This is a genomic window from Oleisolibacter albus (assembly GCF_003336875.1).
Lineage (GTDB): Bacteria > Pseudomonadota > Alphaproteobacteria > Azospirillales > Azospirillaceae > Niveispirillum > Niveispirillum album.
Genome location: NZ_QGNJ01000016.1, coordinates 82,092 through 106,622, shown reverse-complemented (window position 1 = coordinate 106,622; position 24,531 = coordinate 82,092). Strand labels below are relative to the sequence as shown.

Sequence of the window (24,531 nt, the reverse complement as noted above, 5' to 3'; positions counted from 1 at the left end):
CCGAACCGCTTGGCCGCCGCCCGGCGGGACTGCCCGCCCTCCACGGCGGCAATGAGCCGCGAACGCAGGTCCAGGGAAAGAGGTCGCGTCATGCCGGCTGGCCTCCTGCTCCAGCCCGCACCTTGAAACATGTCCCGCAGAAAAGGGGAATCCCAATACGATTCCGTCAGACAGAAAATCGCTCTAGAAAATAAATCCTGCTTATGCGTGGCGGATTCGATTTTGGGTGACTGAGATGCCGGGTCTACAGGGTGAGAGCGGAATAATCTGCAAGCCCAGCCTTGTTGGAGATTTCACCGCCCGCGGGTGATCTCCACGCCGACGCTGGCGCAGTCGGCGAAGGCGTCCAGCTTTTCCAGGCGGATGGTGGCGCTCTGGATGCGGGAATCGGCCAGGAGGTCGGCGGCGATGCGCTCGGCCAGGGTTTCCAGCAGATGCACATGGCCCTGCCGCACCAGGGCGGTGACCCGGTTGACCGCATCCTCGTAGGAGACGACGGCGGTGATCTCGTCGCGGACCTGCGGTGTCCAGTCGGCCACAGTCAGGTCGAGATTGATGCGCAGGCGCTGGGCCGCCCCCTTCTCGCGGTCATAGATGCCCACCAGCGCCGGCAGCACCAGATCGCGCACGAAGATGCGCGCGGGCGAACGCTTGACGCTGTGGATCTGCACGGGGACGGGGGCCGGCCGGGTGACCTGGGCGAACAGGGTCTTGGTCTTCATGGGGCCGGCATCTAGCACCCGGAGCCGCCCCGGCACAAGGCCGCGCACCCCGGTAAAATCGGGGCACGGAGGCGCAGAGGAAGCAGGGCTCAGGCCGCCGGCGCCCTGTCCGGCCCGGCCTCCCGCCCGGCCTGCCACCCGGCTTCCTGCTGGCGCAGCTCGCGCGGGCCGGGCGCCCGCTGCAGCAGCAGGGCCAGATAGAGGAAGAAGGTCACCGCCGTCGGCGCCGACAGGGCATTGTCGGTCAGGCTGTAGATGCCGAGGCAGAGCAGGGCGGTCCAGGCCATGATCCGGATCTCCGCGGGCTGGCCGCGGGTCTGGCGCCGCAGCAGCGCCAGCAGGCCGGTGACGAACAGGCCGAGGCCGACCCAGCCGCCATCCACCAGCAGCCGCAGATATTCGTTGTGCGGCGCGCGGATATTGCCGGGGATATGGGCGTCCAGCATGAAGATGATGCCGGTGCCCAGGCCGCGGCCGATGACGGGATTGACCTTCAGCACCTCGCCCGCCAGCTCCCAATAGAGCATGCGCCCCATGAAGTTCAGCGATCCGCCGGTGTCGCCGGGGCTGCCGGAACTGACGAAGCGGCTGATCAGCGCGTCGGCGAAGGCGACCACGAACAGGGCCAGACACAGGCTGCCGGCCAGCAGGATGATGAAGCGGCGCTCGACGCCCAGCACGCGGAAGGGCAGCAACAGCAGCAGCGACAGGGCGTAGAGCATGCACAGCGCCAGCGGCATGCGCCCCAGCGTGGCCAGCAGGATGGCCAGATTGACCGCGGCCAGCAGCCAGAACACCCGCCGCCGGTCCAGGATGGCCTCGTTGAGGGCGGCGACGAAGCCGGTGAAGCAGAGCGAAGCCAGATAGGCCGGAATGGTGCCGCCCTGCAGCCGCAGCACGTTGGAGATGGGATCGATCTCCAGCATGCGGCCCAGACCCGCCGCCTCCTCCGCCAGACCGCCGACGACGCTGAGGGGCGGCAGCAGGGCGATGACCCAGATCAGCCGGCGGCAATCCTGCGGCCGGTAGGCCAGGTTGAAGACGATGAAGACCGATCCCAGCCCGATCAGCGATTTGATGATCTGGAACCGGGTCAGGGCGGGATAGAGGTCCGGGTTGAACAGGCTGTAGAAGGCGATGACCGTCATGGCCAGCAGCGGCCAGTTGGTCCGGCGCAGCAGCCCGAAACGGGCGGCATAGAGGATCAGCACCCCCAGCAGCCCCAGCTTGTACCAGGAACTGCCCTCCATGCCGCCGATCGGGTCCAGATACTCCTCCGGCCGCAGCGCCATGAAGGCGGTGAGACCCAGCAGGTACAGATCCGGCCGCAGCAGGCCGCCCAGGGCCAGCAGGGCCAGGATCACCAGCCCGTACAGCATCAGCACCAGCGTCGGCTTCAGCACCGCCAGCGCCAGGATGGCGGCCAGGGCCAGGCCCGACAGGGTCAGCAGCAGCCGCAGGCGCGGCTGGTCGGGGGCAAGATCGGTGCTGCTCATGGCCGGGTGGTCGTCCGCTCCGCTGTCACTGCCGGCAGCTAACGCCGGCCCCCCGGCCACAGCCAACAAAGCATTCGGGCTAACCAGAGTTTCGCACCGCGGGAGAGCCGTTGCCCGCCCCGGTGCGCACAGCCTTTAATCCGACACGCGCTTCATTCTTCGGACGATCATGACCGCATTGACTTCACCGGCGCGCCTGTCGGATCTGGACGGGCTGCGCGGCTGGCTTTCCCTGTGGGTGGTCAACGCCCATGTGGTGCAGTTCGCCCTGCTGCGCGAGACCTATCCCGGGTCCCGTCTGGCCGGCCTGCTGGGCAATGGCGAGCTGGCGGTGGCCGTGTTCGTCATCCTCAGCGGATTCGTCATCGGCCGCCAGCTGCGGGTGGCACCGGAACCCTATGCCATCTTCATCCTGCGGCGCTTCCTGCGGCTCTATCCCGCCTTCCTGCTCTGCTTCGCCGCCGGGCTGCTGCTCTATACAGCACTGCCCCTGTTCGCCGCCCACAAGGCCGATATGGCGGAGCATGTGCTGCTGCACCTGTCGCTGATGCATGGGCTGGTGCCGGACAGCTGGCTGCCCGGCAGTTCCACCGCCTTCCTGGCGCCGGGGTGGAGCGTATCGGTGGAATGGCAGTTCTATCTGCTGGCGCCGCTGATCGCCGCGGGTCTGGCGCTGCCGCGGCTGCGCTGGCTGGTGCTGGGGGGCTGCGGCCTGCTGGTGCTGGCCATGGGGCAGGTGCCCCTGGCCTGGGCCAAGCCCAGCTTTCTGCTGCTCTGCCTGCATCTGTTCCTGCTGGGCATGCTGACCGACCGCTGGCTGGCCGCCATCGCCGCGGGACGGCTGCCCGGCGACGGGCCGGTGCGGCTGGCGCTGGCCGTGGCCATCGCGGCCGCCCTTGCCCTTCTCAACCTGCCGGTGGCGGCCTGGCTGCTGGTGGCGCTGATGCTGATGCCGGGATCGGAGCGGCTGCCCGTGCTGGGGCGTCTCTGGGCTGTCAGCATGACCGGTCCGCTGGCCCAGTATCTCGGCCGCATCAGCTATTCCCTTTATCTCGTGCATTACCTGGTGCTGGAAGCCGTGGCCTGGGGCGCCGGCGCCTGGTCCGGCCTGCGCGGCCCGGCGGTGCTGCCGCTGCTCTATCTCGGGGTCCTGCTGTCGCTGGGGCTGGCCGATCTGATGGTCCGCACGGTGGAACAGCCGGGCATCCGCATGGGCCGGCGGCTGGCGCGGGCCCTGCTGCCGGGCACCCGCGCCGGGTCCGGCGCGTTGTCCTGAGAACCGTCCCGGATTTTCTTGAGGTTACCGGATGCAAGAGCCCCTGGTGTCGATCATCGTCCCCGTCTGGAATGCGGCGCGGACCCTGCGCGAGACGCTGGAATCCGCCCTGGCCCAGACCTGGCGGTCGCTGGAGCTGATCGTCGTCGATGACGGCTCGCAGGACGCCACCGCCGGGATCGCGGCCGAGCTGGCGGCGCGCGACCCGCGGGTGCGGCTGCACCGCCAGCCCAATGGCGGCTGTCCCGTGGCCCGCAACACCGGCCTGCATCTGGCGCGCGGCGAGTTCATCGCCACCCTGGACGGCGACGATCTGTGGCAGCCGACCAAGCTGGAGAAGCAGATGGCGCTGATGCAGGCCAGCGGGCCGGGCACGGCCCTGGTCTATTGCTGGTCCTGGGCCATCGACGAGCGCAGCCGCGTCATTCCCAACGGCATCATCCATGCCTTCAGCTTCGACGAGAATCCGTTCCCGCCGCTGATCATGTACGGCTTCATCGGCAATGGCAGCACCATGCTGATGCGGAAGGCGGCCATGCTGGCCGTGGGCGGATACGACACCAGCCTGCCCCATTACGACGAGGGCATGATGGCGCTGCGTCTGGCCGAGCGCTGGCGCTTCGCCGTGGTCCCGGAATTCCTGGTCGGCTATCGCATCCTGGCCACCAGCCTGTCCCACCGCACCCATGAGACCGAGCAGTTCCACGCCGAACTGCTGGACCGGCTGCAGGCCGAGCATCCCGAGCTGCCGGCCTGGCTGTTCCGCCTGACGCGGGCCAAGTTCGAGCTCTATGCGGCCAAGCGCGATCTCAAGGTCGGGCGGCACCGGCGCGGTCTGGCCCGGCTGGCGCGGGCCATGGCGCTGGACCCGCTGCTGCCCCTGACCATCCGGCCCAAGGGCGTCGTGGCCCAGCTGGCCCGGCTGACCGGCCGGGAAATGGCGGGCCGGGTGCCGGCCGAGCATTTCCTGCGCGTCGGCGACCGGCTCGACCGGGCGGGGGCGCCGGTGATGCCGCCGCTGGAGCGCCGCCGCCGCGCCCGTGTCGCCACCCTGGCGGCGCACAAGCCGGCCGGGGCGCCCCCGCGTCTGATGCTGCCGGCGGCGTCATGAGCGCAGGGGGCCCGCCGCCAGGCCGGTGAGCCGCAGGCCCAGCGTGTAGAGGCCGATCCCGGCCCCGATCAGCAGTGTCAGGGCCGCAGCCGGCGGGAGGTGGTCCGGCAGCAGCCGGGCCAGGGCGGCGACCAGCGCGGCCATGCCGGCCGCCAGCAGCAGCGGCGACCAGGCGGCGGCCAGGGCCGCCCGCGGCAGGGCCGGACAGAGCCGGTGCAGCCGTCCCGCCCACAGGCCCAGGCCCAGCAGGGCGCAGGCCGGATCGACCCAGGCCACGGCCGTCAGGCCCTGGGGCAGGGCCAGCAGCACGGCCGTGATCTTGACGAAGGCCAGCAGCAGGTTGGTGCGGACAGCCTCGCCGCCGCCGCCCAGGGCGCGCAGGGCCGCGATCAGCAGCCAGGCCAGGGCGGTGAACAGCCCGCCCAGCGCCAGCAGCGGCAGCAGGGCGGCGGCGTCCGCCCAGGCCGGCCCCAGCAGGGCGGCCAGCAGCGGCCCGGCCACCACGGCCAGTCCCAGGAAGGCGGGGGCGGCGGCCAGGGCCAGCAGACCGGCCTGCCGCCGCAGCGGGTCCGCCGCCGCGCCCGGCGGCAGGCGCGACAGGTCACGGAACAGCAACGGCCCCGCCACCCCGGCCAGGGCGAAGACCAGATTGTCCACCAGCCGCCGCGCCAGCCCGTAAAGGCCCAGCGCCGCCGGCCCGGCCAGGGTGCCGATCAGCACCCGTTCGGCCTGCAGCACCAGGAAGCCGGTGATCTTCATCGCGGTGCCGTCGGCGGCATCGCGCAGCAGCCGGACGAGGTCCGGGCGGGTGATCCGCGGCCGGGGCAGCCCCAGCCCGGCCACCAGCAGGGCCAGCTCCAGCCAGCGCAGGGTGGCCTGGGCCGCGACCATGGCCAGGGCGCCCTGGCCCCAGGCCGCCAGCAGCACGGCCAGTCCCCAGGCCGGGCCATGCGCCAGCACGCCGCGCAGGGCCAGCAGCCGAAACCGCTGCTGCCGGCGCGCCAGCCCGTCGAGAACGGCGGCTGGGCCGGTGGCCGGCAGGGACAGCGCCCCCAGCAGCAGCAGGGTCATGAAGCCCGGCCCCGCCGCAGTCCCCGTTGCTGCCGCTGCCGCTGCCGCGGCGGCGGCCAGCAGGGCCAGCACCAGAAGCCCGGCCAGGGCGCTGGCCCAGACAGCCGTGGCAAGCCCCCCGCGGGTCAGGCGCTGCCGGCGCAGCACGGCGTCGGTCAGCCCGTCCAGCAGCAACCCCTGGAGAAAGGTCAGGGCCAGCAGCACCAGGGCGGCGGTGCCGAAGGCCTGTGGCCCGATCAGCCGCGCCACCAGCAGCGCGCCGGCCAACTGCGCGCCCTGCTGGCTCCAGCGGTCCAGCACGGCCCAGCCGCGTCCGGTGCGTCGGCGGCTGTGCATTCGGCGGCTGTGCATGGGATCAGGCCGTGGCCGCGCCGGAGCGGGTCAGACGCCGGCGGACGGCCCCCAGCAGGTGCAGCACCTCGCCCCGGATGCGGTCATGGACCAGCAGGGCCGAGCCAAGCCAGGTCAGGCACCAGACGCCGGCGCCGACCAGGACCAGGCTCCAGTCGTGGCCGGCCGGCACCAGCGTCAGCACGGCCAGCATGGCGGCACCGCAGGCGGCGGTCATGGCCAGGCTGGGGCCGGTCGCGCGCCACAGGTCGGCCAGGGTGAAGTCCAGCTTCATCTTGATCGGGCGCTGCATGATCCAGGCCTTGATGCCCCAGTCCACCACCAGCGTGGCGGCCAGCCAGGCCAGTGACAGCTGGGCGGCGCCGATGCAGAGGGCCAGCCGGGCCAGCTGCGACCAGGCCAGCCGCCGCAGCCACACATCCAGCGTGCCCAGCACGATGACGAACTGGATCGACAGATGGGTGAAGGGCATGAACAGGCCGACGCCCGACAGGATGCGCACCACGGGCACCGCCTCGTCCCACTGGTGGCCCAGCAGCACGCCGACCAGCGGCTCGGCGAACAGGAAGACGAACAGGAAGAAGGGCCAGCAGGCCGCCGACAGGAAGGCCAGCTTGGTGGTGTAGAGCGGCTTCAGATCCCGCCCCTCCCGCGTGGCGGCGCCCAGCGCCGGCAGGATCACCGGCGTCACCGCCTGCAGGATGACCTTGTCGAACAGGGTGTTGACGGCCTGCGCCCGGTTCAGCAGGCCGACGGCGGCATAGCCCAGGAAGACCTGCCCCACCACCAGCGTGCTGGTATTGCCGAACTCGTGCAGGATGCCCATGCCGGTGGCCAGCCGGCCGAAGCGGAACACCTCGCGCCAGCGCGACAGGCTGGGCTTGCGCACGGGATAGCGCTTCAGCAGCAGCAGGGCGCAGACAGCACCGGACAGATGCTCCGCCGCCATGCCCCAGGCCAGCGACAGATAGCCGAAGCCCTGCCAGGCCAGGATCACGGACACCGCCACATTCATCAGCGTCTTGAAGGTGCCGATGTAGAACAGCGTGTCGAACCGCATCTGCCGCTGGGTCATGGCCATGATCGGCAGGGTCAGCGGCTGGACCAGCAGGCAGACCGCCAGGATGGACACCGTGGCCGCCAATTGCCGGTCCCAGACCAGTCCCACGCCGAAGGCGGCGGCTAGATAGACGCAGGCGGCACAGGCCAGCGACACCAGCAGCGACAGGCCCAGCGCCGTGCGCTCCCGCTCCGGCGTCAGCGCCGTCTCCTGGATCAGATATTTGGTCAGGCCGAACTCGGCCACCACCAGGATCAGCATCATGATGGCCTGGCCGGAGGCGAAGACGCCGAAATCGTCGGGCGACAGCAGGCGGGCCAGCAGCACCAGACTGACGATGCGGACCATCTGCGAGCTGTAGCTCTGGGCGAAGGAGAACAGGAAGGAGCGCCGGATCATGCGGCACGCGTGGGCTGCGGGGTGCCCAGGCGGGGGGGCGGCCCCATGCGGTAGCTGTCGGCCAGGCCGCGGTACCATTGCTCCCGCCAGAGCATCCAGAAGCGCTTGCGCGACGGCGGCAGCGGCCGCACCAGCGGCGCCGCCGCCCGGTAGAAGGCCAGCCGGGCGGCGACGGCCAGCGGCAGGGCGCCGATCATCGGGCCGCCGCCGCCGCGGTCCGGGTCGAAGCGGCGGATGCCGCGGCCATGGCGGTAGGCGCGGCCCAGGATCCAGCCTTCGTCCATCTGTTCCGGCCGGATCATGTGGTGAACCAGGGCGTCGGCCACGAACCAGGCCCGGTGGCCGGCCCGCTCCAGCCGCGTGTTGAACTCCGTCTCGCTGCCCATGGCATAGGCGGGGGTGCCGTCGGGTCCGACCGTGTCGTCGAACCGGTGTCCCTGGCGGAAGACCGCCGCCCGGATGGCCATGTTGGGACCCCAGACCAGGGAGGCGGCGCAGGGACCCTCCTGCTCCTGCGTCACGGCATAGAGCACGTTCAGCGGCAGCTTGAACCGGGCCATCCAGTCCGGCGGGTCGTGCGGCCAGAAGGGGCGGATGGCGCCGCCGAAGATGTCATGCTCCCGGTGCGCATCCGCCGCGGCCCGCAGGCGCAGAAGCCAGTCCGGCTCCGGCACGGCGTCATCGTCGGTGAAGACGAACAGATCGCCCTCGGCCTGGGGCAGGGCCCGGTTCAGGGCCCGGTTCTTGCCCTTGCCGGCTTCACGCAGCAGCGTCAGCGGCAGCCGGCCGACGAAGGAGGACAGGATGGCGGGCGTGTCGTCGCTGCTGCCGTTGTCCACGGCGATCAGGCGCCAGCCACCCCGCGGCGCGATCAGGCGCGTGTAGGCCTCCAGCACCCGCGGCAGGGTGCGGGCCCCGTTGTGGGACGAGAAGATGACGGTGAGCATGGACCCCAGATCCCTCCGCTGCCGGTCTGTCCGGCGGGTAACGCGCGGGAGCCCGACCGGGCACGGGGCGCACGCCCTTCGCGTGCCGTCGAAGCCAGGGGAACCATAGGCAGAGCGGAGGGTGGCTGTCGCGGCACCTTGCGCGGCTATCCAGACGGTTAGTCGGGGGGCAAGGGCGGTAAAGCCGGCGTGGCAGGGCTGGCAGGGGGTGTTTCGCCGCGATAAGGTGGTGGCGGATTTCCCGGCATGAGGACGCCATGCGGTATGAACAGGAGTTGGCCCAGCGGGCAACGGTGATGCGCAAACTGGCGCGGTCGCTGTCCGATGCGGTCGTCCAGTTCGAGAAGAGCGTGGGTCAGACCCTGCGCACCTTTCCCGACTACAAGAAGGCCCGCGCCCAGTATCTGGAAATCCAGTCGATGATCTTCACGATCAGCGACAAGGCCGAGGAGGCGCCGCGCCAGGGCGTGCCGGAGGATCTCAAGGGCTGGCTGGTGCGCATGCGCCTGCGCGGCATCGCCGCCTTCACCCGCATCAGCCTGGCCTTCTTCCGCCATCCGCCCGACATGCTGGTGCATGCGTTGGGGGCTTACGAGATCCTGGAGATGGAGCGCGACGCCTTCGAGGGGGTGCTGCGCGACTATGACATGATGCTGCTGGAAGCGGCACTGGACGACAAGACCTCCGAGGAGCTGGACAAGGTCCGCCTGGAGATGGAGGAGATCGTCGGTCTGCTGGAAGAGCTGCTGAAGACGGCGCCGCCGCCCTTGCAGCGCTTCGGGGATTAGCGCCGGCCCCTGCCGGCGGGACCGATCCCGCATCGGCTCCCACATCGGCCGTGCGGCGCTTCGGGGCTGGATTTCTGACGGGGCCGCGCCCATTTGCCGGAAACGATGCCGAAAGATCCGCTCCCGACTGTCCCGTCCCACCATACCGCGGGTGGGTTCCGCAATCCGCCCGGAAGTCCGCAGCGCCAGCCGGGGTCCTGGCGCGCCATGCTGTCCTTCCTGAGACGCACGTCGCAGAAGGGCGGCCAGCCCGTCGCCATTCCAGACGGTCATGTGCTGCCCCTGGCCGAAGCGGAGGCCCGGCTGGCGGCGGCCCGTGCCGCCGGTCAGGACAGCATCACCTGGCTGTGCCATGCCTGCTTCCTGATCCGCCTGGGCGGCCTCACCATTCTGACCGATCCCTGGCTGTCCGACTGGGCCAGCCCGCGGCCCGGCTGGGGGCCGAAGCGCTATGTGCCGCCGGGCCTGCCGGTGGAGCGGCTGCCGCCGGTCGATCTGGTGCTGCTGTCGCACAGCCATTACGACCATCTCTGCGTGCCGACCCTGAAGGCCCTGGCGCGGCGGGGCATCCGCACCGCCGTGGTGCCGCTGCGGCTGGCGCCGCTGGTGCGCCGGCAGGGATTCACCAGCGTGCAGGAGCTAGATTGGGGCGACAGCCACCGTCACGGCGGGCTGACGGTCACGGCGACGCCGGCCATCCATGCCAGCGCCCGCGGCCTGTTCGACAGGAACCGGACGCTGTGGTGCTCCTATGTGCTGGAAGCGGGGGGGCGCAAGCTCTGGTTCGGCGGCGATTCCGGCTATCACGCCCCGGTGTTCCGGCAGATCGGCGCCGCGCACGGCCCCTTCGATCTGGCCATGATCGGCATCGGCGCCTATGACCCGCGTCCGCTGATGCGCCCGGTCCACACCACGCCGGAGGAAGCGGTGGCCATCGCCGGCGATATCCGCGCCCGCCGCATCGTCGGCATGCATTGGGGCACCGTGGTGCTGACGCTGGAAGATCCGTTCGAACCGCCGGCCCGCTTCCGCGCCGCGGCGTCCGCTGCCGGGCTGGATCAGGCCTGGCTGCTGCGCATCGGCGAGACACGGGGGTTGGCCGGCGCGGCAGACGGCGACGGAGGAGCCGGCGTGGGCTGACCCGCTGTCCCGGCGGGAGGCCTTGTCCCGTTGGTTCTGTCCGGGCGCCGCTGCGCCCGATCGTCAGCGCCGGTCGGCGTCATCCGGAGTGCGGGCAGGGGGACGGCTCAGTGCCGGACGTCCCAGGTGAACTCGACCCGGCAGGGGGCGTTGGGCATGGCGGCGATGGGGTTCATCTGCAGCCAGGTCCAGAAATCGCGGAAGGACAGCTGCGGACGGGCCTGGGCATAGGCGCCGAATTGCCGCGACACCCGCTCGCTCAGGGTCCGCGTCACCTCCTCATAGGCGACCTCCGGCACGCCATGGGTCACCGCGACCTCGCCCAGGCGGGGGTCGGCGGCCCGGAAGGTGTGGGCGCCGTTGCGGAACGCATATGCAACCTTGATCGGCTCGTCCTGATACATCATGTCCATCCTCGACCGGATATGGAACATTATGTATCGGCCATATCGGTTAATGGAAAGAAAAAATCACATGCGCGCGGCGCAGTGCAGCAATCGGCCGCAGATGTCCGGGCCTGGGTATCCAGGCCTGGGTATCCGGGCCGGCGCTGCGTCCGCAGCCGGCCCGGATGCTCCTGACCGAGCGGCCGGTCTTACTCGATGACGATCTTCGGACCGGCGCGGCGGGGGCCGGCGCCGATCTTGGCCCAGACCGTGCTCGCGATCTGGCGGTAGACCTTGGCGTGCTCGCTGTCCGGGCGGGCCATGACGATAGGCGTGCCGCCGTCGCTGGTCTCGCGGATGGCGATGTCCAGCGGCACTTCGCCCAGGAAGTCCACGCCCAGCTTCTCCGCCTCGGCCCGGGCGCCGCCATGGCTGAAGATGTCGCTGCGGTGGCCGCAGTTCGGGCAGCAGAAATAGGACATGTTCTCGACGATGCCCAGCACGGGCACATCGACGCGGCGGAACATGTTCAGCCCCTTGCGGGCGTCCAGCAGGGCGATGTCCTGTGGCGTGGAGACGATGACGGCGCCGGCCAGGGGCACATTCTGGGCCATGGTCAGCTGGGCATCGCCGGTGCCCGGCGGCATGTCCACCACCAGCACGTCCAGCTCGCCCCAGGCCACGTCGCGCAGCATCTGCTGGATGGCGCTCATCACCATGGGGCCGCGCCAGATCATCGGCGTGTCCTCGGCCACCAGGAAGCCCATGGACATGACCTTGATGCCGTAATTCTCCATCGGCTCCAGGGTCTTGCCGTCGCGGCTGTTCGGCTTGCCGGTGATGCCCATCATGCGCGGCATGGACGGGCCGTAGATGTCGGCGTCCAGCAGGCCGACGCGCTGGCCGTTGGCGGCCAGGGCCAGCGCCAGGTTGGCGGCCGTGGTCGATTTGCCGACGCCGCCCTTGCCCGAGGCGACGGCGACGATGGCCCGCACGCCGGGAACGCCGGCCTTACCACCACCACCCTGGGGGCCACCCTGGGCCGGCGCGGCGCCATGGGAATGACCGCCGTGCCCGCCATGGCCGCCATCATGGCCGCCACGGCCCGGCATCTGCGGGCCGGCGCGATGGGCGGTGAGGATGGCCGTCACCGAGGTGACGCCGCGAATGGAATCGACGGCCTTCTCCGCCGCCTGGCGCAGGGGCTCAAGCGCCGGACCGCGCTTGGGATCGACCTCGATCGAGAAACCCACATTGCCGCCCTTGATCGCCAGGCCCGAAATCATGCCCAGGCTGACGATGTCGTTCCCCCTGTCGGGGTCTTTTACGGTCCGGAGCGCGTCCAGAACTTGGGCTTCGGTGACCTCGGCCATGGTTGAAAACTCCAATCCCTTCCCAATATTGGCAGGCATCTCTCGGCCGAGAGGCTTCCCTGCGCAGCCCCGGATATATACGGTGGGGACCCAGGCGAGGAAAGGACCGCGGCACGAAAGCCGGGGCTCTCCCGGAACGGTTTCAAGCAAAGGGTCGGTGAACATGCCCTGGAACAATCAAGGCGGCGGTGGAGGCGGCGGACCGTGGGGATCGCCCCCCGGAGGCGGCGGAAACAACAATCCCTGGGGCCGGCCATCCGGTGGCGGCCAGCCGCCGGGACCCGATCTCGACGATCTTCTGCGCAAGGGGCAGGAGCGGTTCAAGCGCATGGCGCCGGGCGGTTTCGGCAGCGGCAAGGGCGTGGCCCTGGTCGTCGGCGTTCTGGCCGCCCTCTGGCTGGCCAGCGGCATCTACCGCGTGCAGCCCGACGAGCGCGGTGTGGTTCTGCGCTTCGGCGCCTATGAGCGCACCACGGAGCCGGGCCTGCGCTACCATCTGCCGGCCCCGATCGAGCGGGTGCAGATCGCCCAGGTCACGACCGAGCGGCGGCTGGACATCGGCTATCGCTCGCAGGGTGATTCCCGCCGTCCCGGCGCCAGCGACGTCCCGGACGAGTCGCTGATGCTGACCGGCGACGAGAACATCATCGACATCGACTTCACCGTCGCCTGGAACGTCAAGGACGCGCCGAACTTCCTGTTCAACATCCGCGATCCCGAGCAGACCGTGCGCAAGGCCGCCGAAAGCGCCATGCGCGAAGTCATCGGCCGCACCGAGATCCAGCCGGCCCTGACCGAGGCGCGCTCGGAGATCGAGCAGTCCACCCGCAAGCTGTTGCAGGAGATGCTGGACGACTACGCCGCCGGCATCGAGGTGCAGCGCGTGCAGCTGCAGAAGGTGGACCCGCCGGCCCCGGTGGTCGACGCCTTCAACGATGTGCAGCGCGCCCGGCAGGAGCGCGAGCGCCTGCGCAACGAGGCCGAAGCCTACCGCAACGGCATCATCCCCACCGCCCGCGGTGAGGCCGAGAAGCTGATCCAGGAGGCCAGCGCCTACCGGGAGCAGGTGGTGAGCCTGGCCCAGGGTGATGCCAAGCGCTTCCTGTCGGTGCTGGAGGCCTATAACCAGGCGCCCGAGGTGACGGCGCGGCGCATGTATCTGGAGACGATGGAGGAGGTCCTGGGCAAGACCAACAAGATCATCCTCGACGGCAAGAACGGTGCCGCCGGCGCCCTGCCTTATCTGCCGCTGAACGAGCTGCTGTCCCGGCAGTCCGGCCAGCCGGCCCAGCCGCGCCAGTAAGGAGCGACCGCGATGAGCAAGAAGCTGGTCTCCCTCGGCGTTCTGGTGCTGGTCCTGGCGATCGTCGCCACCGGCGCCATGTTCACCGTCCCCCAGACCCAGCAGGCGCTGGTGCTGCAGTTCGGCTCCATCGTCCGGTCCGAACAGGACCCGGGCCTGAAGTTCAAGATCCCCTTCGTGCAGGACGTGGTCTTCCTGGAGAAGCGCGTGCTGGACGTGGACCCGCCGGTGGAGCCGGTGCTGCTGGCCGATCAGAAGCGGCTGGAGGTCGATGCCTTCGCCCGCTACCGCATCACCGATCCGGTGCTGTTCTATCAGCGCTTCCGCACCGAGGCCAACGCCCAGAGCCGTCTGGCCTCCATCGTCAACTCCTCGCTCCGCCGTGTGTTAGGGTCGGTGACGCTGCTGGCGGTGCTGTCCCAGGACCGGGCCAAGGTCATGGCCCAGATCAAGGAGCAGGTGAACATCGAGGCCCGCGCCAACGGCATGGAGATCGTCGATGTGCGCATCCGCCGGGCCGATCTGCCGGAAGCCACGTCCCAGTCCGTCTATCAGCGCATGAGCTCCGAGCGTGCCCGTGAGGCCGCCGAGGCCCGCGCCCAGGGACAGGAGCAGGCCCAGCAGATCCGCTCGCGGGCCGAGCGCGAGCGCACCGTGATCCTGGCCGAGGCCCAGCGCGACTCCCAGGTGCTGCGCGGTGAGGGCGACAACCAGGCCATCCGCATCCTGGCCGAAGCCGCCGGGCGCAATCCGGACTTCTACCAGTTCTACCGCTCGCTGGAGGCGTACCGGACGGCGCTGAAGGACGAGAACACCTCGCTGGTTCTGTCGCCGGACAGCGAGTTCTTCCGCTTCTTCGACAGCATGTCCGGCGTGCAGGGCAACACGGCCGGTTCCCGCCGTTAAGCCCGGCCCGTCCCCGTCAGCCGGGCCGGAGACCGCTCCGGTCCGGCTGAATTCTGTCCGCCTCCCCCCCCCTCGCCTCTGCCGTGCCGCCAGGGACATGACCCCGTGACCGACCTCGTGACTGCCCTGGCCCTCGTCCTGGTGATCGAAGGGCTGCTCTACGCCGCCGCCCCGGCGGCCATGAAATCCATGGCCGCCAAGGCCTCCGATACGCCCGACCGCCTGCTGCGGCGTGTCGGACTGATCGCCATGACGTTGGGCGTGGCCCTGGTCTGGCTGATCCGGCGTTAGAGGAGGGCCGGCGACGCGGCCTGCAACGCGGCCAGACGCGAAGGGCGGCCAGACGCGAAGGAATGCTTCGCGCCGCCCGTGGCTCCGCCTATAGTATGTCGCGTGCAGGGTGCCCAGCAGGGGCGGGGACCCGGCGCGCCGCCACCGCATCGCGGAGCTGACGGCCAGCGTTTCCCGAAGGCCAGCGGTCCTGGACCCGGGGCCGTGGACGGGTGACGTCGGACCGTGGGACAAGGGGCGGCCATCGCAAGGCCCATGGAGATTGACGTGACCATACCCGTTCGCTCCCGCCCGATGCAGGCCCGGCCGGCCCTGGCTCGGCTGGTTCCCTGGCTGCTGATCCTGACGCTGCTGGCGGCGCTGCTGTCCGGCGGGCTGGTCCATGCCCGGAGCGCGCCGGAGAGCTTCGCGCCCCTGGCCGAGCGCATCCTGCCGGCCGTGGTGAACATCTCCACCACCCAGACCATCCAGGCCAACCGCCAGGGCCGCAGTCCGGTTCCCATGCCGGAATTCCCCCCGGGATCGCCGTTCGAGGAATTCTTCCGCGATTTCTTCGACCGGCAGCAGCAGGACCCGAACGCGCCGCCGCGCCGGGCCCAGTCGCTGGGCTCCGGCTTCATCATCGACTCCTCCGGCTATGTGGTCACCAACAACCACGTCATCGACGGGGCCGACGAGATCACGGTCATCCTGCAGGATGCCGACCAGACCGAGCTGAAGGCCGAGCTGGTGGGCACCGACAAGGAAACCGATCTGGCCCTGCTGAAGGTCAAGGCCGACCGCAAGCTGCCGGCCCTGTCCTGGGGCGACAGCGACGGCATCAAGGTCGGCGACTGGGTCGTGGCCATCGGCAACCCCTTCGGCCTGGGCGGCACCGTGACCGCCGGCATCATCTCCGCCCGCGCCCGCGACATCGGCGCCGGCCGCTTCGACGACTTCCTGCAGACCGACGCCGCCATCAACCGCGGCAACAGCGGCGGCCCGCTGGTCAATCTTGAGGGGGAGATCATCGGCATCAACACCGCCATCTTCAGCCAGACCGGCGGCTCGATCGGCATCGGCTTCGCCATTCCGGCCAACATGGCCAAGGGCGTGATCGCGCAGCTGCGCGAGGGCGGCAAGGTCCGCCGCGGCTGGCTGGGCGTGCAGATCCAGAGCATCACCCCGGAAGAGGCGGAGGCGCTGGGCCTGAAGGAGCCCAAGGGCGCGCTGGTCGGCGTCGTCACCCCGGACAGCCCGGCGGCCAAGGCCGGGATCAAGCCGGGCGACGTCATCCTGACCTTCGACGGCAAGGAGGTGGCCAACAACCGCGCCCTGCCGCGCATGGTGGCGGAGATGCCGGTCAACAAGAAGGTCAGCGTCGTCATCTTCCGCAAGGGCGAGCGCCAGACCATTCCCCTGACCCTCGGCGAATTCCCGGAACAGCCCACCGTCCAGGCCAACCTGCCCGGCGGCCGCGGCGGCAACGACCAGGACCCGGCCCAGCAGACGGTGGACTCTGTCGGCATGACCGTGGCGGCGCTGACGCCGGAATTGCGCAAGCAGTTCGAACTGGCCGAGCAGTCCAAGGGCGTGGTGGTCACCCGCGTCGCCCCCAACAGCCCGGCGCAGCAGCGCCAGCTGAAGCCCGGCGACATCATCGTCGAGGTCAGCCAGCAGGAGGTCGCCACCCCGGCCGATGTGCAGGACCGGGTGAAGAAGGCCCAGGAGGCCGGTCAGAAGGCCGTGCTGCTGCTGATCGAGCGGCAGGGCGAGCTGCAGTTCCTGGCCCTCAGCCTGGGCGAAGGCTGACCCGGCCGGTCAACGGGACAGGACAGGGCCGCCGCTCCCCCGGGGACGGCGGCCCTTTGCCTTGGGGCTTGGGCTGGCGTTCCCGCGTCAGTCCAGCAGGGCGGCGATGCCGGTGACCAGCAGCACGCCGATGGCGATGGGGCGGAAATTGGCGCCGCCGCTGCGGCGGAACCAGCGTTCGCCCAGCCAGGCCATGGCCAGCAGCGGCGGGATCAGGATGCCGGCCAGCACCATTGTGCGGGCATCGATCAGCCCGTTCCAGACCAGGGCCGTCAGGGAGAGGAGGTTCAGCAGGGTGAAATGCAGGATCAGGCTGGCCCGCGTCACCACCGGCGGGATCGGCAGGGCCAGCAGCAGCAGGATCACCGGCGGCCCGCCCATGCCCACGGCCCCGTTCATCAGCCCGGACAGGGCGCCGGCCCCCAGCTTCAGCCCCGGCCCGGCCTTGGCCAGCCGGAAGCGCGGCCGTGACAGCAGCAGCGAGGCCAGGATCACGCTGACGCCGATGGCGGTTTCCAGCGTCTGCGCCGGCAGCACGGTCAGCAGATGCACGCCGAAGGGCAGGGCCACCACGCAGGCGGCGAAGAACCAGCCGACGGTGCGGTAATCGGCCTCCCGCCGGGCACCGGCCAGCAGGGGGATGTTGGTGCTGCCCACGGCCAGGATGTTCACGGCCACGGCATGGGTCGGGTCCAGGAACAGCGACAGGCCGGGCACGATGACCAGGGCGGCGCCGAACCCGGTCAGGCCGCGGATGAGGCCGGCCACGGCGCCGACGGCGACCAGCCCCAGCGCCTGGGGCAGGGTGGGCAGCAGGGGAAGCAGGAAATCCATCGGGGTCCTCGGCCCCGCTCGGTTGCGGGGGGGCTCTTGTTCAGCGCTCTGTCCGGGCCTGCGCCGCGGAGCACGGGTCAGGCCGCCGCGATCTCCGCGGCCCGGTAGCCCTGGATGTACAGCAGGGCCGTCAGGTCGCCATGGTCGATGCGGGCGCGGGCCTGGGCGGCCACGGCCGGCTTGGCGTGGAAGGCCACGCCCAGGCCGGCGGCCTGCAGCATGGGCAGGTCGTTGGCGCCGTCACCGACGGTCATGCTGGCGGCCAGCGGCACCCGGCGGGCGCCGGCGATGCGGATCAGCGCCTGGAGTTTGGCATCCTTGTCCAGGATCGGCTCCAGCGGCCGGCCGGTCAGGCGGCCGTCGGCCGCCTCCAGATCGTTGGCCTGATCCTCGTCGAAGCCCAGCCGGTCGCGCACATGGGCGGTGAAGGGCTTGAAGCCGCCGGAAACCAGGGCGCAGTGGACCCCGTGCCGCTTCAGCGTCGCCAGCAGCGGGACGGCGCCCGGCATCAGGGTGATGCGGCCCATCATGTCGGCCAGCGCCGTGGCGGGCAGGCCGGCCAGCAGGGCCACACGCTCCCGCAAGGCGCCCTTGAAGTCGATCTCCCCGTTCATGGCGCGGCGGGTGATCCCGGCGATGCGGTCGCGGGCGCCCACCAGCTCGCCCAGCTCGTCCAGCATCTCCTGTTCGATGATGGTGGATTCCATGTCGGCCACCAGCACCGCCTTGCGCCGCCCCTCGGCGGCCTGTGCCACCACATCGACCGGGTGCCCGGCCAGGGCCCCGGCGGCGGCGGCCTGGGCCTGGTCCGGGTCCAGACTGTCGAAGGCCAGATCGCAGGCAATGCCGGGGGCCAGCCAGTCCGGCGGTGAGACCGATGCCCCCAGCGCGCGCAGGGCCGCGCGCGCGGCGCGGGCCATGCTGTCGTCCAGTCCCGCCAGGGCGGGGGACGTGATCAGGGTCAGCACATGGGGCATGGGGCACATCCGGATCGAAAGGGCGGCAGGGCCGGAGATGTAGCATGGAAGCGGCCGGCGGGGCCATTGCCCGTGGGCGGCGAGCGGTCCCGCAGCGGGCTGGACAGGATGCCCGGCGCCGGGCTTAATCCGCGGCGCGATCACACGCGGGCAGGGTGCAGCATGTCGACAGTGGCTGAGAAGGTGCAATCCGTGGCCGGGACGCCGGCAGCCGCCACGGAGCAGATGTCCACGCCGCAGCTGGCGCTCTATGTCTCGGCCCTTCTCCACAAGGAGAAGAAGGCCGAGGCCGTCGTGGCTGCCCAGGCGGCGCTTGCCCGCCCCGATCTCGACCAGCGCTCGGCCGGCTGGATACAGGGCCTGCTGTCGCAGAACGTGCCGCAGTTCCACCGGACCATCCTGACCGACCAGTGGCGCAACGACGTCTATGACGCGGCGCTGCGCCGGGCCATCGGGCCGGGCGACCATGTGCTGGATATCGGCACCGGCAGCGGCCTGCTGGCCATGATGGCGGCCCGCGCCGGTGCCGGGCGGGTCATCGCCTGCGAGATGAACCCGGTGACCGCCGCCCTGGCCGAGAGCGTCATCGCCGCCAACGGCTATGCCGACCGCATCCAGGTGGTGGCGCGGCATTCCAAGGAGCTGGAGCTGGGCCGCGATCTCGAGCGGCCGGTGGATGTCATCGTCTCCGAAATCGTCTCGAACACCCTGGTCGGGCAGAATGTGCTCGAAGTCCACCGCGATGGGGTGGGGCGTCTGCTGCGGCCGGGCGGCCGCGTGATCCCCGGCCGGATCGCCGCCCGGGTGGCGCTCGGCTACAATCCGGACCAGTCCCCCTCGCTGGGCACGGTCAGCGGATTCGATCTGCGCCGGTTCGATCCGGCCGTGCAGCCCGTCGCCAAGCTGAAGCCGGGCCATGCGGGGCTGGAGATCCGCTCCAGCGTGGCCGAGCTGTTCGCCTTCGACCTGGAGCACCCCGACAGCTGGCAGGACATGCGGGCCAGGGTCACGGTCCAGCCCACGGGCGCTCCGGTCAATGTGCTGCTGCAATGGCTGCATCTCACCATGGATCCGTCCGGCGCGGCCGATGCGGTCTATGAGAACCGGCCGCAGGCCGGGCTGAAATCCTGCTGGGCCGTGCTGTCGCACCGCCTGCACGGCGGCGTCTGGGACGCGCCCGACGCGCAGGTCGCCATCAACGGCCTCATCACCGACGACAAGCTGTCCGTGTGGCTGGATGGGCCGGCTGTCCGCTGAGTCCGACATGGCGGCGCGGACGGCTGTCCTGGTCATCGGCGGCCCGACGGCGTCGGGCAAGTCGGGCCTGGCCCTGGCCCTGGCCGAGCGGGCCGGCGGCACCGTCATCAATGCCGACAGCATGCAGGTCTATGATCTCCTGCGCGTGGTCACGGCCCGCCCCGATGCCGCGGAGATGGCGCGGGCGCCGCACCGGCTCTATGGCGTGGTGTCCCCCGCCGTGCGCATGAGCGCCGCCGCCTGGCGCGATCTGGCCCTGGCCGAGATCCGGGCCGCCCGCGACGCCGGGCGGCTGCCCATCGTCGTCGGCGGCACCGGGCTCTATCTGCGCACCCTGATGCATGGCATCGCCGATATCCCCGATATTCCCGCGGAGGTGCGGGCGGCAGCCCTGGCCCTGCAACAGCAGGTGGGCAGTCCCGGCCTGCATGCCCTGCTGGCCGGCCGCGATCCGGAAACAGCGGCGCGGCTGGCGCCCGGCGACACCCAGCGGCTGGTCCGCGCCTGGGAGGTGCTGGAGGCCACCGGCCGCTCCATCCGCCAGTGGCAGGCCCAGGCGGCGGCCGACCGCCCGGCCGATCTGGCCTTCCTGACCGTGGTGGCCGATCCGCCCCGCGACCGGCTCTATGCCCGGTGCGACCGCCGGTTCCTGCAGATGCTGGAGCAGGGGGCGCTGGAGGAGGTGCGGCAGCTCGACCGGCTGGGCCTCGACCCGGAGCTGCCGGCCATGAAGGCCTTGGGCGTGCCGGAACTGCGCGGGCTGCTGCAGGGGCGGCTGGATCTGGCCACGGCCACGGCCACGGCCCAGCAGATGACGCGGAACTATGCCAAGCGGCAGGTCACCTGGTTCCGGCACCAGCTTGTCGCAGCGCACCGTGTCGATCCGGCCGATCTATCGGCGTCGGCCGGGCTTGAGAAATTTTATGACCAAATCATGGCTGGTATGACTCAGATCATTTCCTCTGAGGATTGACCGTGTTTCCGTTTTTGTCTAGGGTCGGCTTCCCCCGCTTCGCGGCTGCGGAAAGCGGGGGGCTGCCACTTCGATCCAGGGACCAAGCGGAAAGCGTGCTGCCATGTCTACGGGAACCAAGCTCACCGGTGCCGACATCGTTCTCAAGGCGTTGCGGGACCAGGGCGTAGACACGATCTTCGGCTATCCCGGCGGCGCGGTCCTGCCGATCTATGACGCGCTGTTCCAGCAGAACGATATCCGCCACATCCTGGTCCGGCACGAGCAGGCGGCCGTGCATGCGGCGGAAGGCTATGCCCGCTCCACCGGCAAGGTCGGCGTGGTGCTGGTCACCAGCGGCCCCGGCGCCACCAACGCCGTCACCGGCCTGGTCGATGCGTTGATGGACAATATTCCCATCGTCTGCCTGTCCGGTCAGGTGCCGACGCACCTCATCGGCAATGACGCCTTCCAGGAATGCGACACCACCGGCATCACCCGGCCGGCGACCAAGCACAATTACCTGGTCAAGGACGTCAACAATCTGGCCCGCACCCTGCACGAGGCCTTCTATGTCGCCAAGCACGGGCGCCCCGGCCCCGTGGTGGTCGATATCCCCAAGGATGTGCAGTTCGCCACCGGCACCTATCGCAGCCCCGGCGAAAGCCAGCCGAAATCCTACCGCCCCCAGGTCAAGCCGGACCTGAACCGGGTGGAGGAGGCGGTGGAGCTGATCGCTTCCGCCAAGCGCCCGATCTTCTATGTGGGCGGCGGTGTCATCAATGCCGGGCCGGTGGCCAGCCAGCTGCTGACCCAGTTCGTGCGCATGACGGGCTATCCCTGCACCACCACCCTGATGGGGCTGGGGGCCTTCCCGGCGTCGGACCCGCAGTGGCTGGGCATGCTGGGCATGCACGGCACCTACGAGGCCAATCTGGCCATGCATGGCTGCGACGTCATGATCACCATCGGCGCCCGCTTCGACGACCGGGTGACCGGCAAGCTCAGCGCGTTCTCGCCGGGCTCGAAGAAGATCCATGTCGATATCGACCCCAGCAACATCAACAAGAACGTCCAGGTCGACATTCCCATCGTCGGCGACGCGGCCTATGTGCTGGAGGACATGATCCGCATCTGGAAGGCGCGCGCCAAGCGCGCCGATCAGGCGGCGCTGAAGCTGTGGTGGGACCAGATCGCGGTCTGGCGGGCGCGGGACTGCCTGCGCTACGAGAAGACCGATCAGGTCATCAAGCCGCAATATGCGCTGGAACGGCTGCGGGCGGCGCTGAAGGGCCGCGACGACGTGTTCATCAGCACCGAGGTCGGCCAGCACCAGATGTGGGCGGCCCAGTTCCTGCCCTTCGACAAGCCGAACCGCTGGCTGACCTCCGGCGGACTGGGCACCATGGGCTATGGCCTGCCGGCGGCCATCGGCGCCCAGATCGGCAATCCCGGCGCGCTCTGCATCGATGTGGCCGGCGAGGCCAGCATCCAGATGAACATCCAGGAGATGTCCACGGCCCTGCAGTACCGGCTGCCGGTCAAGGTCTTCATCCTCAACAACCAGTGGATGGGCATGGTGCGCCAGTGGCAGGAGCTGCTGCACGGCTCGCGCTATTCCAACAGCTACAGCGAGGCGCTGCCCGATTTCGTCAAGCTGGCCGATGCCTTCGGCGGTGTCGGCCTGCGCGCCAGCCGGGTGTCCGAGGTGGACGACGTCATCCGCGAGATGATCGAGACGCCGCGCGCCGTGATCGTCGATATGTGCGTCGATCCCAAGGAGAACTGCTTCCCCATGATCCCGGGCGGCAAGGCCCACAACGAGATCCTGCTGGGGCCGGCGGACCAGCCCGCCCAGGCCACACCGGAAGAGGGCATGGTGCTGGTGTGAGCGGCGTGCCGCCGCTGACGCCACGGCTTAGACTGACGGGCTAGAAGAAGAAACGGACTCCTCCCATGTCCCCACACGACACCATCCGCCGCCATACCATCAGCATCCTGGTGGACAACGAGCCGGGCGTGCTGGCCCGGGTCATCGGCCTGTTCTCCGGCCGCGGCTACAACATCGAAAGCCTGACCGTGGCCGAGGTGAACGAGGCGGAGACGCTGTCGCGCATCACCATCGTCACCTCGGGCACGCCGATGATCGTGGAACAGATCAAGGCCCAGCTCGACCGTCTGGTGCCGGTGCACCGGGTCAAGGACCTGACGCTGGACGGCCCCTTCATCGAGCGCGAAATGGCGCTGGTGAAGGTGGCGGGGACCGGGGAGAAGCGGGTCGAGGCCCTGCGCATCGCCGACATCTTCAAGGCCCGGGTGCTGGATGCCACCATCTCCAGTTTCGTGTTCGAGATCACCGGCAGCGGCGAGGACCTGAACCGCTTCATCGACCTGATGCGGCAGCTGGGCCTGGTCGATATCAGCCGCACCGGCGCCGTGGCCATGAGCCGGGGTCCGGCCGGGCTTTGAGGCCATTCCCGATTTCAACTTCCTTTCTCACAGAACGCTAAGGACGAGAGGCACTCCATGCGCGTCTATTACGATCGCGACGCCGACGTGAATCTGATCAAGGGCAAGAAGGTGGCCGTCATCGGCTATGGCAGCCAGGGTCACGCCCATGCCCAGAACCTGCGCGACAGCGGGGTGCAGAATGTGGTGGTGGCGCTGAAGGCCGGGTCCGCCACCCGCGCCAAGGCCGAGGCCGCCGGCTTCCAGGTCATGACCCCGGCCGAGGCCGCCGCCTGGGCCGATGTGGTGATGATCCTCACCCCCGACGAGCTGCAGGCCGATCTCTACGCCACGGATCTGGCGCCGAATCTCAAGCCCGGTGCCGCCGTCGCCTTCGGCCACGGCCTGAACATCCATTTCAAGCTGATCGAGCCCAAGGCCGACCTGGACATCTTCATGGTGGCGCCCAAGGGTCCCGGCCACACCGTGCGTGGCGAGTACAAGAAGGGCGGCGGCGTGCCCTGTCTGGTGGCCGTGCATCAGAACGCCTCCGGCAACGCCCTGGATGTGGCCCTGTCCTATGCCTCGGCCATCGGCGGCGGCCGCTCCGGCATCATCGAGACGAGCTTCAAGGAGGAATGCGAGACCGACCTGTTCGGTGAGCAGGCCGTGCTCTGCGGCGGCCTGACCAAGCTGATCCAGTCGGGCTTCGAGACCCTGGTCGAGGCCGGCTACGCCCCGGAAATGGCCTATTTCGAGTGCCTGCACGAGGTGAAGCTGATCGTGGACCTGATCTACGAGGGCGGCATCGCCAATATGCGCTACTCCATCTCCAACACCGCGGAATATGGCGACTATGTCACCGGCCCGCGCATCGTCACCGACGAGACCAAGGCCGAGATGAAGCGGGTGCTGGAGGATATCCAGTCCGGCCGCTTCGTCCGCGACTGGATGCTGGAGAACAAGGCCGGCCTGCCCAGCTTCAAGGCCACCCGCCGCCGTCAGGCCGAGCATCCCATCGAGGAGGTCGGGGCCCGGCTGCGCGGCATGATGCCCTGGATCGCCGCCAACAAGCTGGTGGACAAGTCGAAGAACTGATCCGGCGTCGCGCCCGGTCGGTGAAGGGGCGGCCCCGCGGGGCCGCCCCTTTCGCATGGTGCGCCTTTCGCATGTCACGCCTTGCGTGTGCCGCCCCTTCGCGTTCCGGTGCGTTCCGCCACCGGCGCCCGCCCCGGCCGCTTCGTTAACATCGCGGAAATTTCAAAGGAGCCTTGCGGCGGCAGACTGTTTATTCCAGTGGAACGGCCTTGCGGCTAATGCTGTTGCGGGCTAATCATGGGGTCGCGGGCCATGGTCCGCTTTCCCGCCCGGCTTGCCGGGCCGCGCAACCAGACCTGCCCGGTCCGCCGGGCCGGACAACAGGCAGGATCAGGCGCCGTGACCGCCCCCCGCACCAGCACCCGCCGTCCCACCGCCCGGGCCCAGCGCCTGGAGCGTGGTGCGCTGCTGCTGCCGGGTCTGCTGGTCGGCCTGCTGCTGGGCCTGCAGGGTCTTGCCCTGCTGGGGCTTCGACTTATCGGCCCCTGAGCGCTTCCGCCCCATGATGTGGGCACCGCGTTCAGGGGACCTGACGCGCAGCACTGCATGATATC

23 protein-coding genes are annotated in these 24,531 nt (G+C 69.9%); 14 read left to right on the top strand and 9 right to left on the bottom strand.

The window, feature by feature from the left end:
- Positions 1–293: 293 nt before the first annotated feature.
- Both DK368_RS18365 and DK368_RS18360 read right to left on the bottom strand, forming a co-directional pair.
- Positions 294–722: a dihydroneopterin aldolase gene (locus DK368_RS18365; RefSeq protein WP_114395430.1), complete on the bottom strand. Its 429-nt coding sequence runs from the start codon at positions 720–722 to the stop codon at positions 294–296.
- 89 nt (positions 723–811) lie between these two features.
- Entirely contained in the window at positions 812–2,218 is a 1,407-nt protein-coding gene (locus DK368_RS18360; RefSeq protein ID WP_114395429.1) for an O-antigen ligase family protein, read from the bottom strand.
- Positions 2,219–2,387: 169 nt separating this feature from the next.
- On the opposite strand from DK368_RS18360, the gene DK368_RS18355 reads away from it, so the two are divergent.
- Both DK368_RS18355 and DK368_RS18350 read left to right on the top strand, forming a co-directional pair.
- A complete protein-coding gene (locus DK368_RS18355; RefSeq protein WP_114395428.1) occupies positions 2,388–3,494 on the top strand; it encodes an acyltransferase family protein in 1,107 nt (368 codons plus the stop codon).
- A gap of 31 nt (positions 3,495–3,525) precedes the next feature.
- Positions 3,526–4,605, top strand: a complete 1,080-nt coding sequence (locus DK368_RS18350) for a glycosyltransferase family 2 protein (RefSeq protein ID WP_114395427.1) — start codon at positions 3,526–3,528, stop codon at positions 4,603–4,605.
- Here DK368_RS18350 and DK368_RS18345 read toward each other — a convergent pair.
- Genes DK368_RS18345 through DK368_RS18335 form a run of 3 tightly spaced genes read right to left on the bottom strand, consistent with a single transcriptional unit; the run spans position 4,600 to position 8,433 of the window.
- Positions 4,600–6,012 (bottom strand): oligosaccharide flippase family protein, encoded by a 1,413-nt coding sequence (locus DK368_RS18345; RefSeq protein WP_162306096.1) that lies wholly within the window; start codon positions 6,010–6,012, stop codon positions 4,600–4,602. The genes DK368_RS18350 and DK368_RS18345 overlap by 6 nt on opposite strands.
- 19 nt (positions 6,013–6,031) lie before the next feature.
- Positions 6,032–7,486 carry an oligosaccharide flippase family protein gene (locus tag DK368_RS18340; RefSeq protein WP_162306095.1) on the bottom strand — a complete coding sequence of 485 codons (1,455 nt, stop codon included), beginning with the start codon at positions 7,484–7,486 and terminating at the stop codon, positions 6,032–6,034.
- Positions 7,483–8,433, bottom strand: coding sequence for a glycosyltransferase family 2 protein (locus tag DK368_RS18335; RefSeq protein WP_114395424.1), 951 nt, complete (start codon positions 8,431–8,433; stop codon positions 7,483–7,485). The genes DK368_RS18340 and DK368_RS18335 overlap by 4 nt, the downstream gene beginning before the upstream one ends.
- Positions 8,434–8,690: 257 nt before the next feature.
- Here DK368_RS18335 and DK368_RS18330 point away from each other — a divergent pair, with 257 nt between their 5' ends.
- A complete protein-coding gene (locus tag DK368_RS18330; protein WP_114395423.1) occupies positions 8,691–9,221 on the top strand; it encodes a hypothetical protein in 531 nt (176 codons plus the stop codon).
- 207 nt (positions 9,222–9,428) lie between these two features.
- Entirely contained in the window at positions 9,429–10,361 is a 933-nt protein-coding gene (locus DK368_RS18325; protein ID WP_162306094.1) for an MBL fold metallo-hydrolase, read from the top strand.
- A gap of 107 nt (positions 10,362–10,468) precedes the next feature.
- On the opposite strand, the gene DK368_RS18320 is transcribed toward DK368_RS18325, so the two are convergent.
- Positions 10,469–10,768 (bottom strand): hypothetical protein, encoded by a 300-nt coding sequence (locus tag DK368_RS18320; protein ID WP_155524633.1) that lies wholly within the window; start codon positions 10,766–10,768, stop codon positions 10,469–10,471.
- Between the two features lie 188 nt (positions 10,769–10,956).
- Complete coding sequence (gene apbC, locus DK368_RS18315) at positions 10,957–12,120, bottom strand: iron-sulfur cluster carrier protein ApbC (RefSeq protein ID WP_114395420.1); 1,164 nt, start codon at positions 12,118–12,120, stop codon at positions 10,957–10,959.
- Between the two features lie 163 nt (positions 12,121–12,283).
- Between apbC and hflK the strand changes: the two genes are divergently transcribed.
- The 4 genes from hflK (at position 12,284) to DK368_RS18295 (ending at position 16,411) form a co-directional block, all read left to right on the top strand.
- Positions 12,284–13,423, top strand: coding sequence for an FtsH protease activity modulator HflK (gene hflK, locus DK368_RS18310; protein WP_114395419.1), 1,140 nt, complete (start codon positions 12,284–12,286; stop codon positions 13,421–13,423).
- Positions 13,424–13,435: 12 nt separating this feature from the next.
- Positions 13,436–14,329, top strand: coding sequence for a protease modulator HflC (gene hflC, locus DK368_RS18305; RefSeq protein ID WP_114395418.1), 894 nt, complete (start codon positions 13,436–13,438; stop codon positions 14,327–14,329).
- A gap of 105 nt (positions 14,330–14,434) precedes the next feature.
- Complete coding sequence (locus DK368_RS18300) at positions 14,435–14,620, top strand: DUF2065 domain-containing protein (protein ID WP_114395417.1); 186 nt, start codon at positions 14,435–14,437, stop codon at positions 14,618–14,620.
- Between the two features lie 267 nt (positions 14,621–14,887).
- Positions 14,888–16,411: a DegQ family serine endoprotease gene (locus tag DK368_RS18295; protein WP_240002561.1), complete on the top strand. Its 1,524-nt coding sequence runs from the start codon at positions 14,888–14,890 to the stop codon at positions 16,409–16,411.
- 87 nt (positions 16,412–16,498) lie between these two features.
- Here the strand turns inward: DK368_RS18295 and DK368_RS18290 are convergent, their stop codons facing one another.
- Complete coding sequence (locus tag DK368_RS18290; protein WP_114395415.1) at positions 16,499–17,245, bottom strand: sulfite exporter TauE/SafE family protein; 747 nt, start codon at positions 17,243–17,245, stop codon at positions 16,499–16,501.
- A 77-nt stretch (positions 17,246–17,322) separates the two neighbouring features.
- Positions 17,323–18,222 carry a phosphoserine phosphatase SerB gene (gene serB / locus DK368_RS18285; RefSeq protein WP_114395440.1) on the bottom strand — a complete coding sequence of 300 codons (900 nt, stop codon included), beginning with the start codon at positions 18,220–18,222 and terminating at the stop codon, positions 17,323–17,325.
- A gap of 162 nt (positions 18,223–18,384) precedes the next feature.
- Here serB and DK368_RS18280 point away from each other — a divergent pair, with 162 nt between their 5' ends.
- The 6 genes from DK368_RS18280 to DK368_RS21510 all read left to right on the top strand — a co-directional run bounded on the left by DK368_RS18280 (position 18,385) and on the right by DK368_RS21510 (position 24,466).
- A complete protein-coding gene (locus tag DK368_RS18280) occupies positions 18,385–19,479 on the top strand; it encodes a 50S ribosomal protein L11 methyltransferase (protein ID WP_162306093.1) in 1,095 nt (364 codons plus the stop codon).
- Positions 19,480–19,486: 7 nt separating this feature from the next.
- Positions 19,487–20,452 carry a tRNA (adenosine(37)-N6)-dimethylallyltransferase MiaA gene (gene miaA, locus DK368_RS18275; RefSeq protein WP_114395439.1) on the top strand — a complete coding sequence of 322 codons (966 nt, stop codon included), beginning with the start codon at positions 19,487–19,489 and terminating at the stop codon, positions 20,450–20,452.
- A 103-nt stretch (positions 20,453–20,555) separates the two neighbouring features.
- Positions 20,556–22,322, top strand: coding sequence for an acetolactate synthase 3 large subunit (locus DK368_RS18270; protein ID WP_114395413.1), 1,767 nt, complete (start codon positions 20,556–20,558; stop codon positions 22,320–22,322).
- A gap of 65 nt (positions 22,323–22,387) precedes the next feature.
- Positions 22,388–22,900, top strand: a complete 513-nt coding sequence (gene ilvN, locus DK368_RS18265) for an acetolactate synthase small subunit (RefSeq protein WP_114395412.1) — start codon at positions 22,388–22,390, stop codon at positions 22,898–22,900.
- A gap of 57 nt (positions 22,901–22,957) precedes the next feature.
- Positions 22,958–23,977, top strand: a complete 1,020-nt coding sequence (ilvC, locus tag DK368_RS18260) for a ketol-acid reductoisomerase (protein WP_114395411.1) — start codon at positions 22,958–22,960, stop codon at positions 23,975–23,977.
- A 339-nt stretch (positions 23,978–24,316) separates the two neighbouring features.
- On the top strand, positions 24,317–24,466 hold the full coding sequence (locus DK368_RS21510; protein ID WP_155524632.1) for a hypothetical protein: 150 nt from the start codon (positions 24,317–24,319) through the stop codon (positions 24,464–24,466).
- The last annotated feature ends 65 nt before the right edge of the window (positions 24,467–24,531 follow it).

Bases quoted from the DNA above. Each gene is read 5' to 3' on its own strand.
- DK368_RS18340 (WP_162306095.1), bottom strand. From the start codon at position 7,486: ATGATCCGGCGCTCCTTCCTGTTCTCCTTCGCCCAGAGCTACAGCTCG.
- DK368_RS18360 (WP_114395429.1), bottom strand. From the start codon at position 2,218: ATGAGCAGCACCGATCTTGCCCCCGACCAGCCGCGCCTGCGGCTGCTG.
- miaA (WP_114395439.1), top strand. From the start codon at position 19,487: ATGGCGGCGCGGACGGCTGTCCTGGTCATCGGCGGCCCGACGGCGTCG.
- DK368_RS18350 (WP_114395427.1), top strand. From the start codon at position 3,526: ATGCAAGAGCCCCTGGTGTCGATCATCGTCCCCGTCTGGAATGCGGCG.
- apbC (WP_114395420.1), bottom strand. From the start codon at position 12,120: ATGGCCGAGGTCACCGAAGCCCAAGTTCTGGACGCGCTCCGGACCGTA.
- hflK (WP_114395419.1), top strand. From the start codon at position 12,284: ATGCCCTGGAACAATCAAGGCGGCGGTGGAGGCGGCGGACCGTGGGGA.
- DK368_RS18320 (WP_155524633.1), bottom strand. From the start codon at position 10,768: ATGATGTATCAGGACGAGCCGATCAAGGTTGCATATGCGTTCCGCAAC.
- DK368_RS18270 (WP_114395413.1), top strand. From the start codon at position 20,556: ATGTCTACGGGAACCAAGCTCACCGGTGCCGACATCGTTCTCAAGGCG.
- DK368_RS18280 (WP_162306093.1), top strand. From the start codon at position 18,385: ATGTCGACAGTGGCTGAGAAGGTGCAATCCGTGGCCGGGACGCCGGCA.
- DK368_RS18365 (WP_114395430.1), bottom strand. From the start codon at position 722: ATGAAGACCAAGACCCTGTTCGCCCAGGTCACCCGGCCGGCCCCCGTC.
- hflC (WP_114395418.1), top strand. From the start codon at position 13,436: ATGAGCAAGAAGCTGGTCTCCCTCGGCGTTCTGGTGCTGGTCCTGGCG.
- ilvC (WP_114395411.1), top strand. From the start codon at position 22,958: ATGCGCGTCTATTACGATCGCGACGCCGACGTGAATCTGATCAAGGGC.
- DK368_RS18345 (WP_162306096.1), bottom strand. From the start codon at position 6,012: ATGCACAGCCGCCGACGCACCGGACGCGGCTGGGCCGTGCTGGACCGC.
- ilvN (WP_114395412.1), top strand. From the start codon at position 22,388: ATGTCCCCACACGACACCATCCGCCGCCATACCATCAGCATCCTGGTG.
- DK368_RS18335 (WP_114395424.1), bottom strand. From the start codon at position 8,433: ATGCTCACCGTCATCTTCTCGTCCCACAACGGGGCCCGCACCCTGCCG.
- DK368_RS18330 (WP_114395423.1), top strand. From the start codon at position 8,691: ATGCGGTATGAACAGGAGTTGGCCCAGCGGGCAACGGTGATGCGCAAA.
- DK368_RS18355 (WP_114395428.1), top strand. From the start codon at position 2,388: ATGACCGCATTGACTTCACCGGCGCGCCTGTCGGATCTGGACGGGCTG.
- DK368_RS18325 (WP_162306094.1), top strand. From the start codon at position 9,429: ATGCTGTCCTTCCTGAGACGCACGTCGCAGAAGGGCGGCCAGCCCGTC.
- DK368_RS18290 (WP_114395415.1), bottom strand. From the start codon at position 17,245: ATGGATTTCCTGCTTCCCCTGCTGCCCACCCTGCCCCAGGCGCTGGGG.
- serB (WP_114395440.1), bottom strand. From the start codon at position 18,222: ATGCCCCATGTGCTGACCCTGATCACGTCCCCCGCCCTGGCGGGACTG.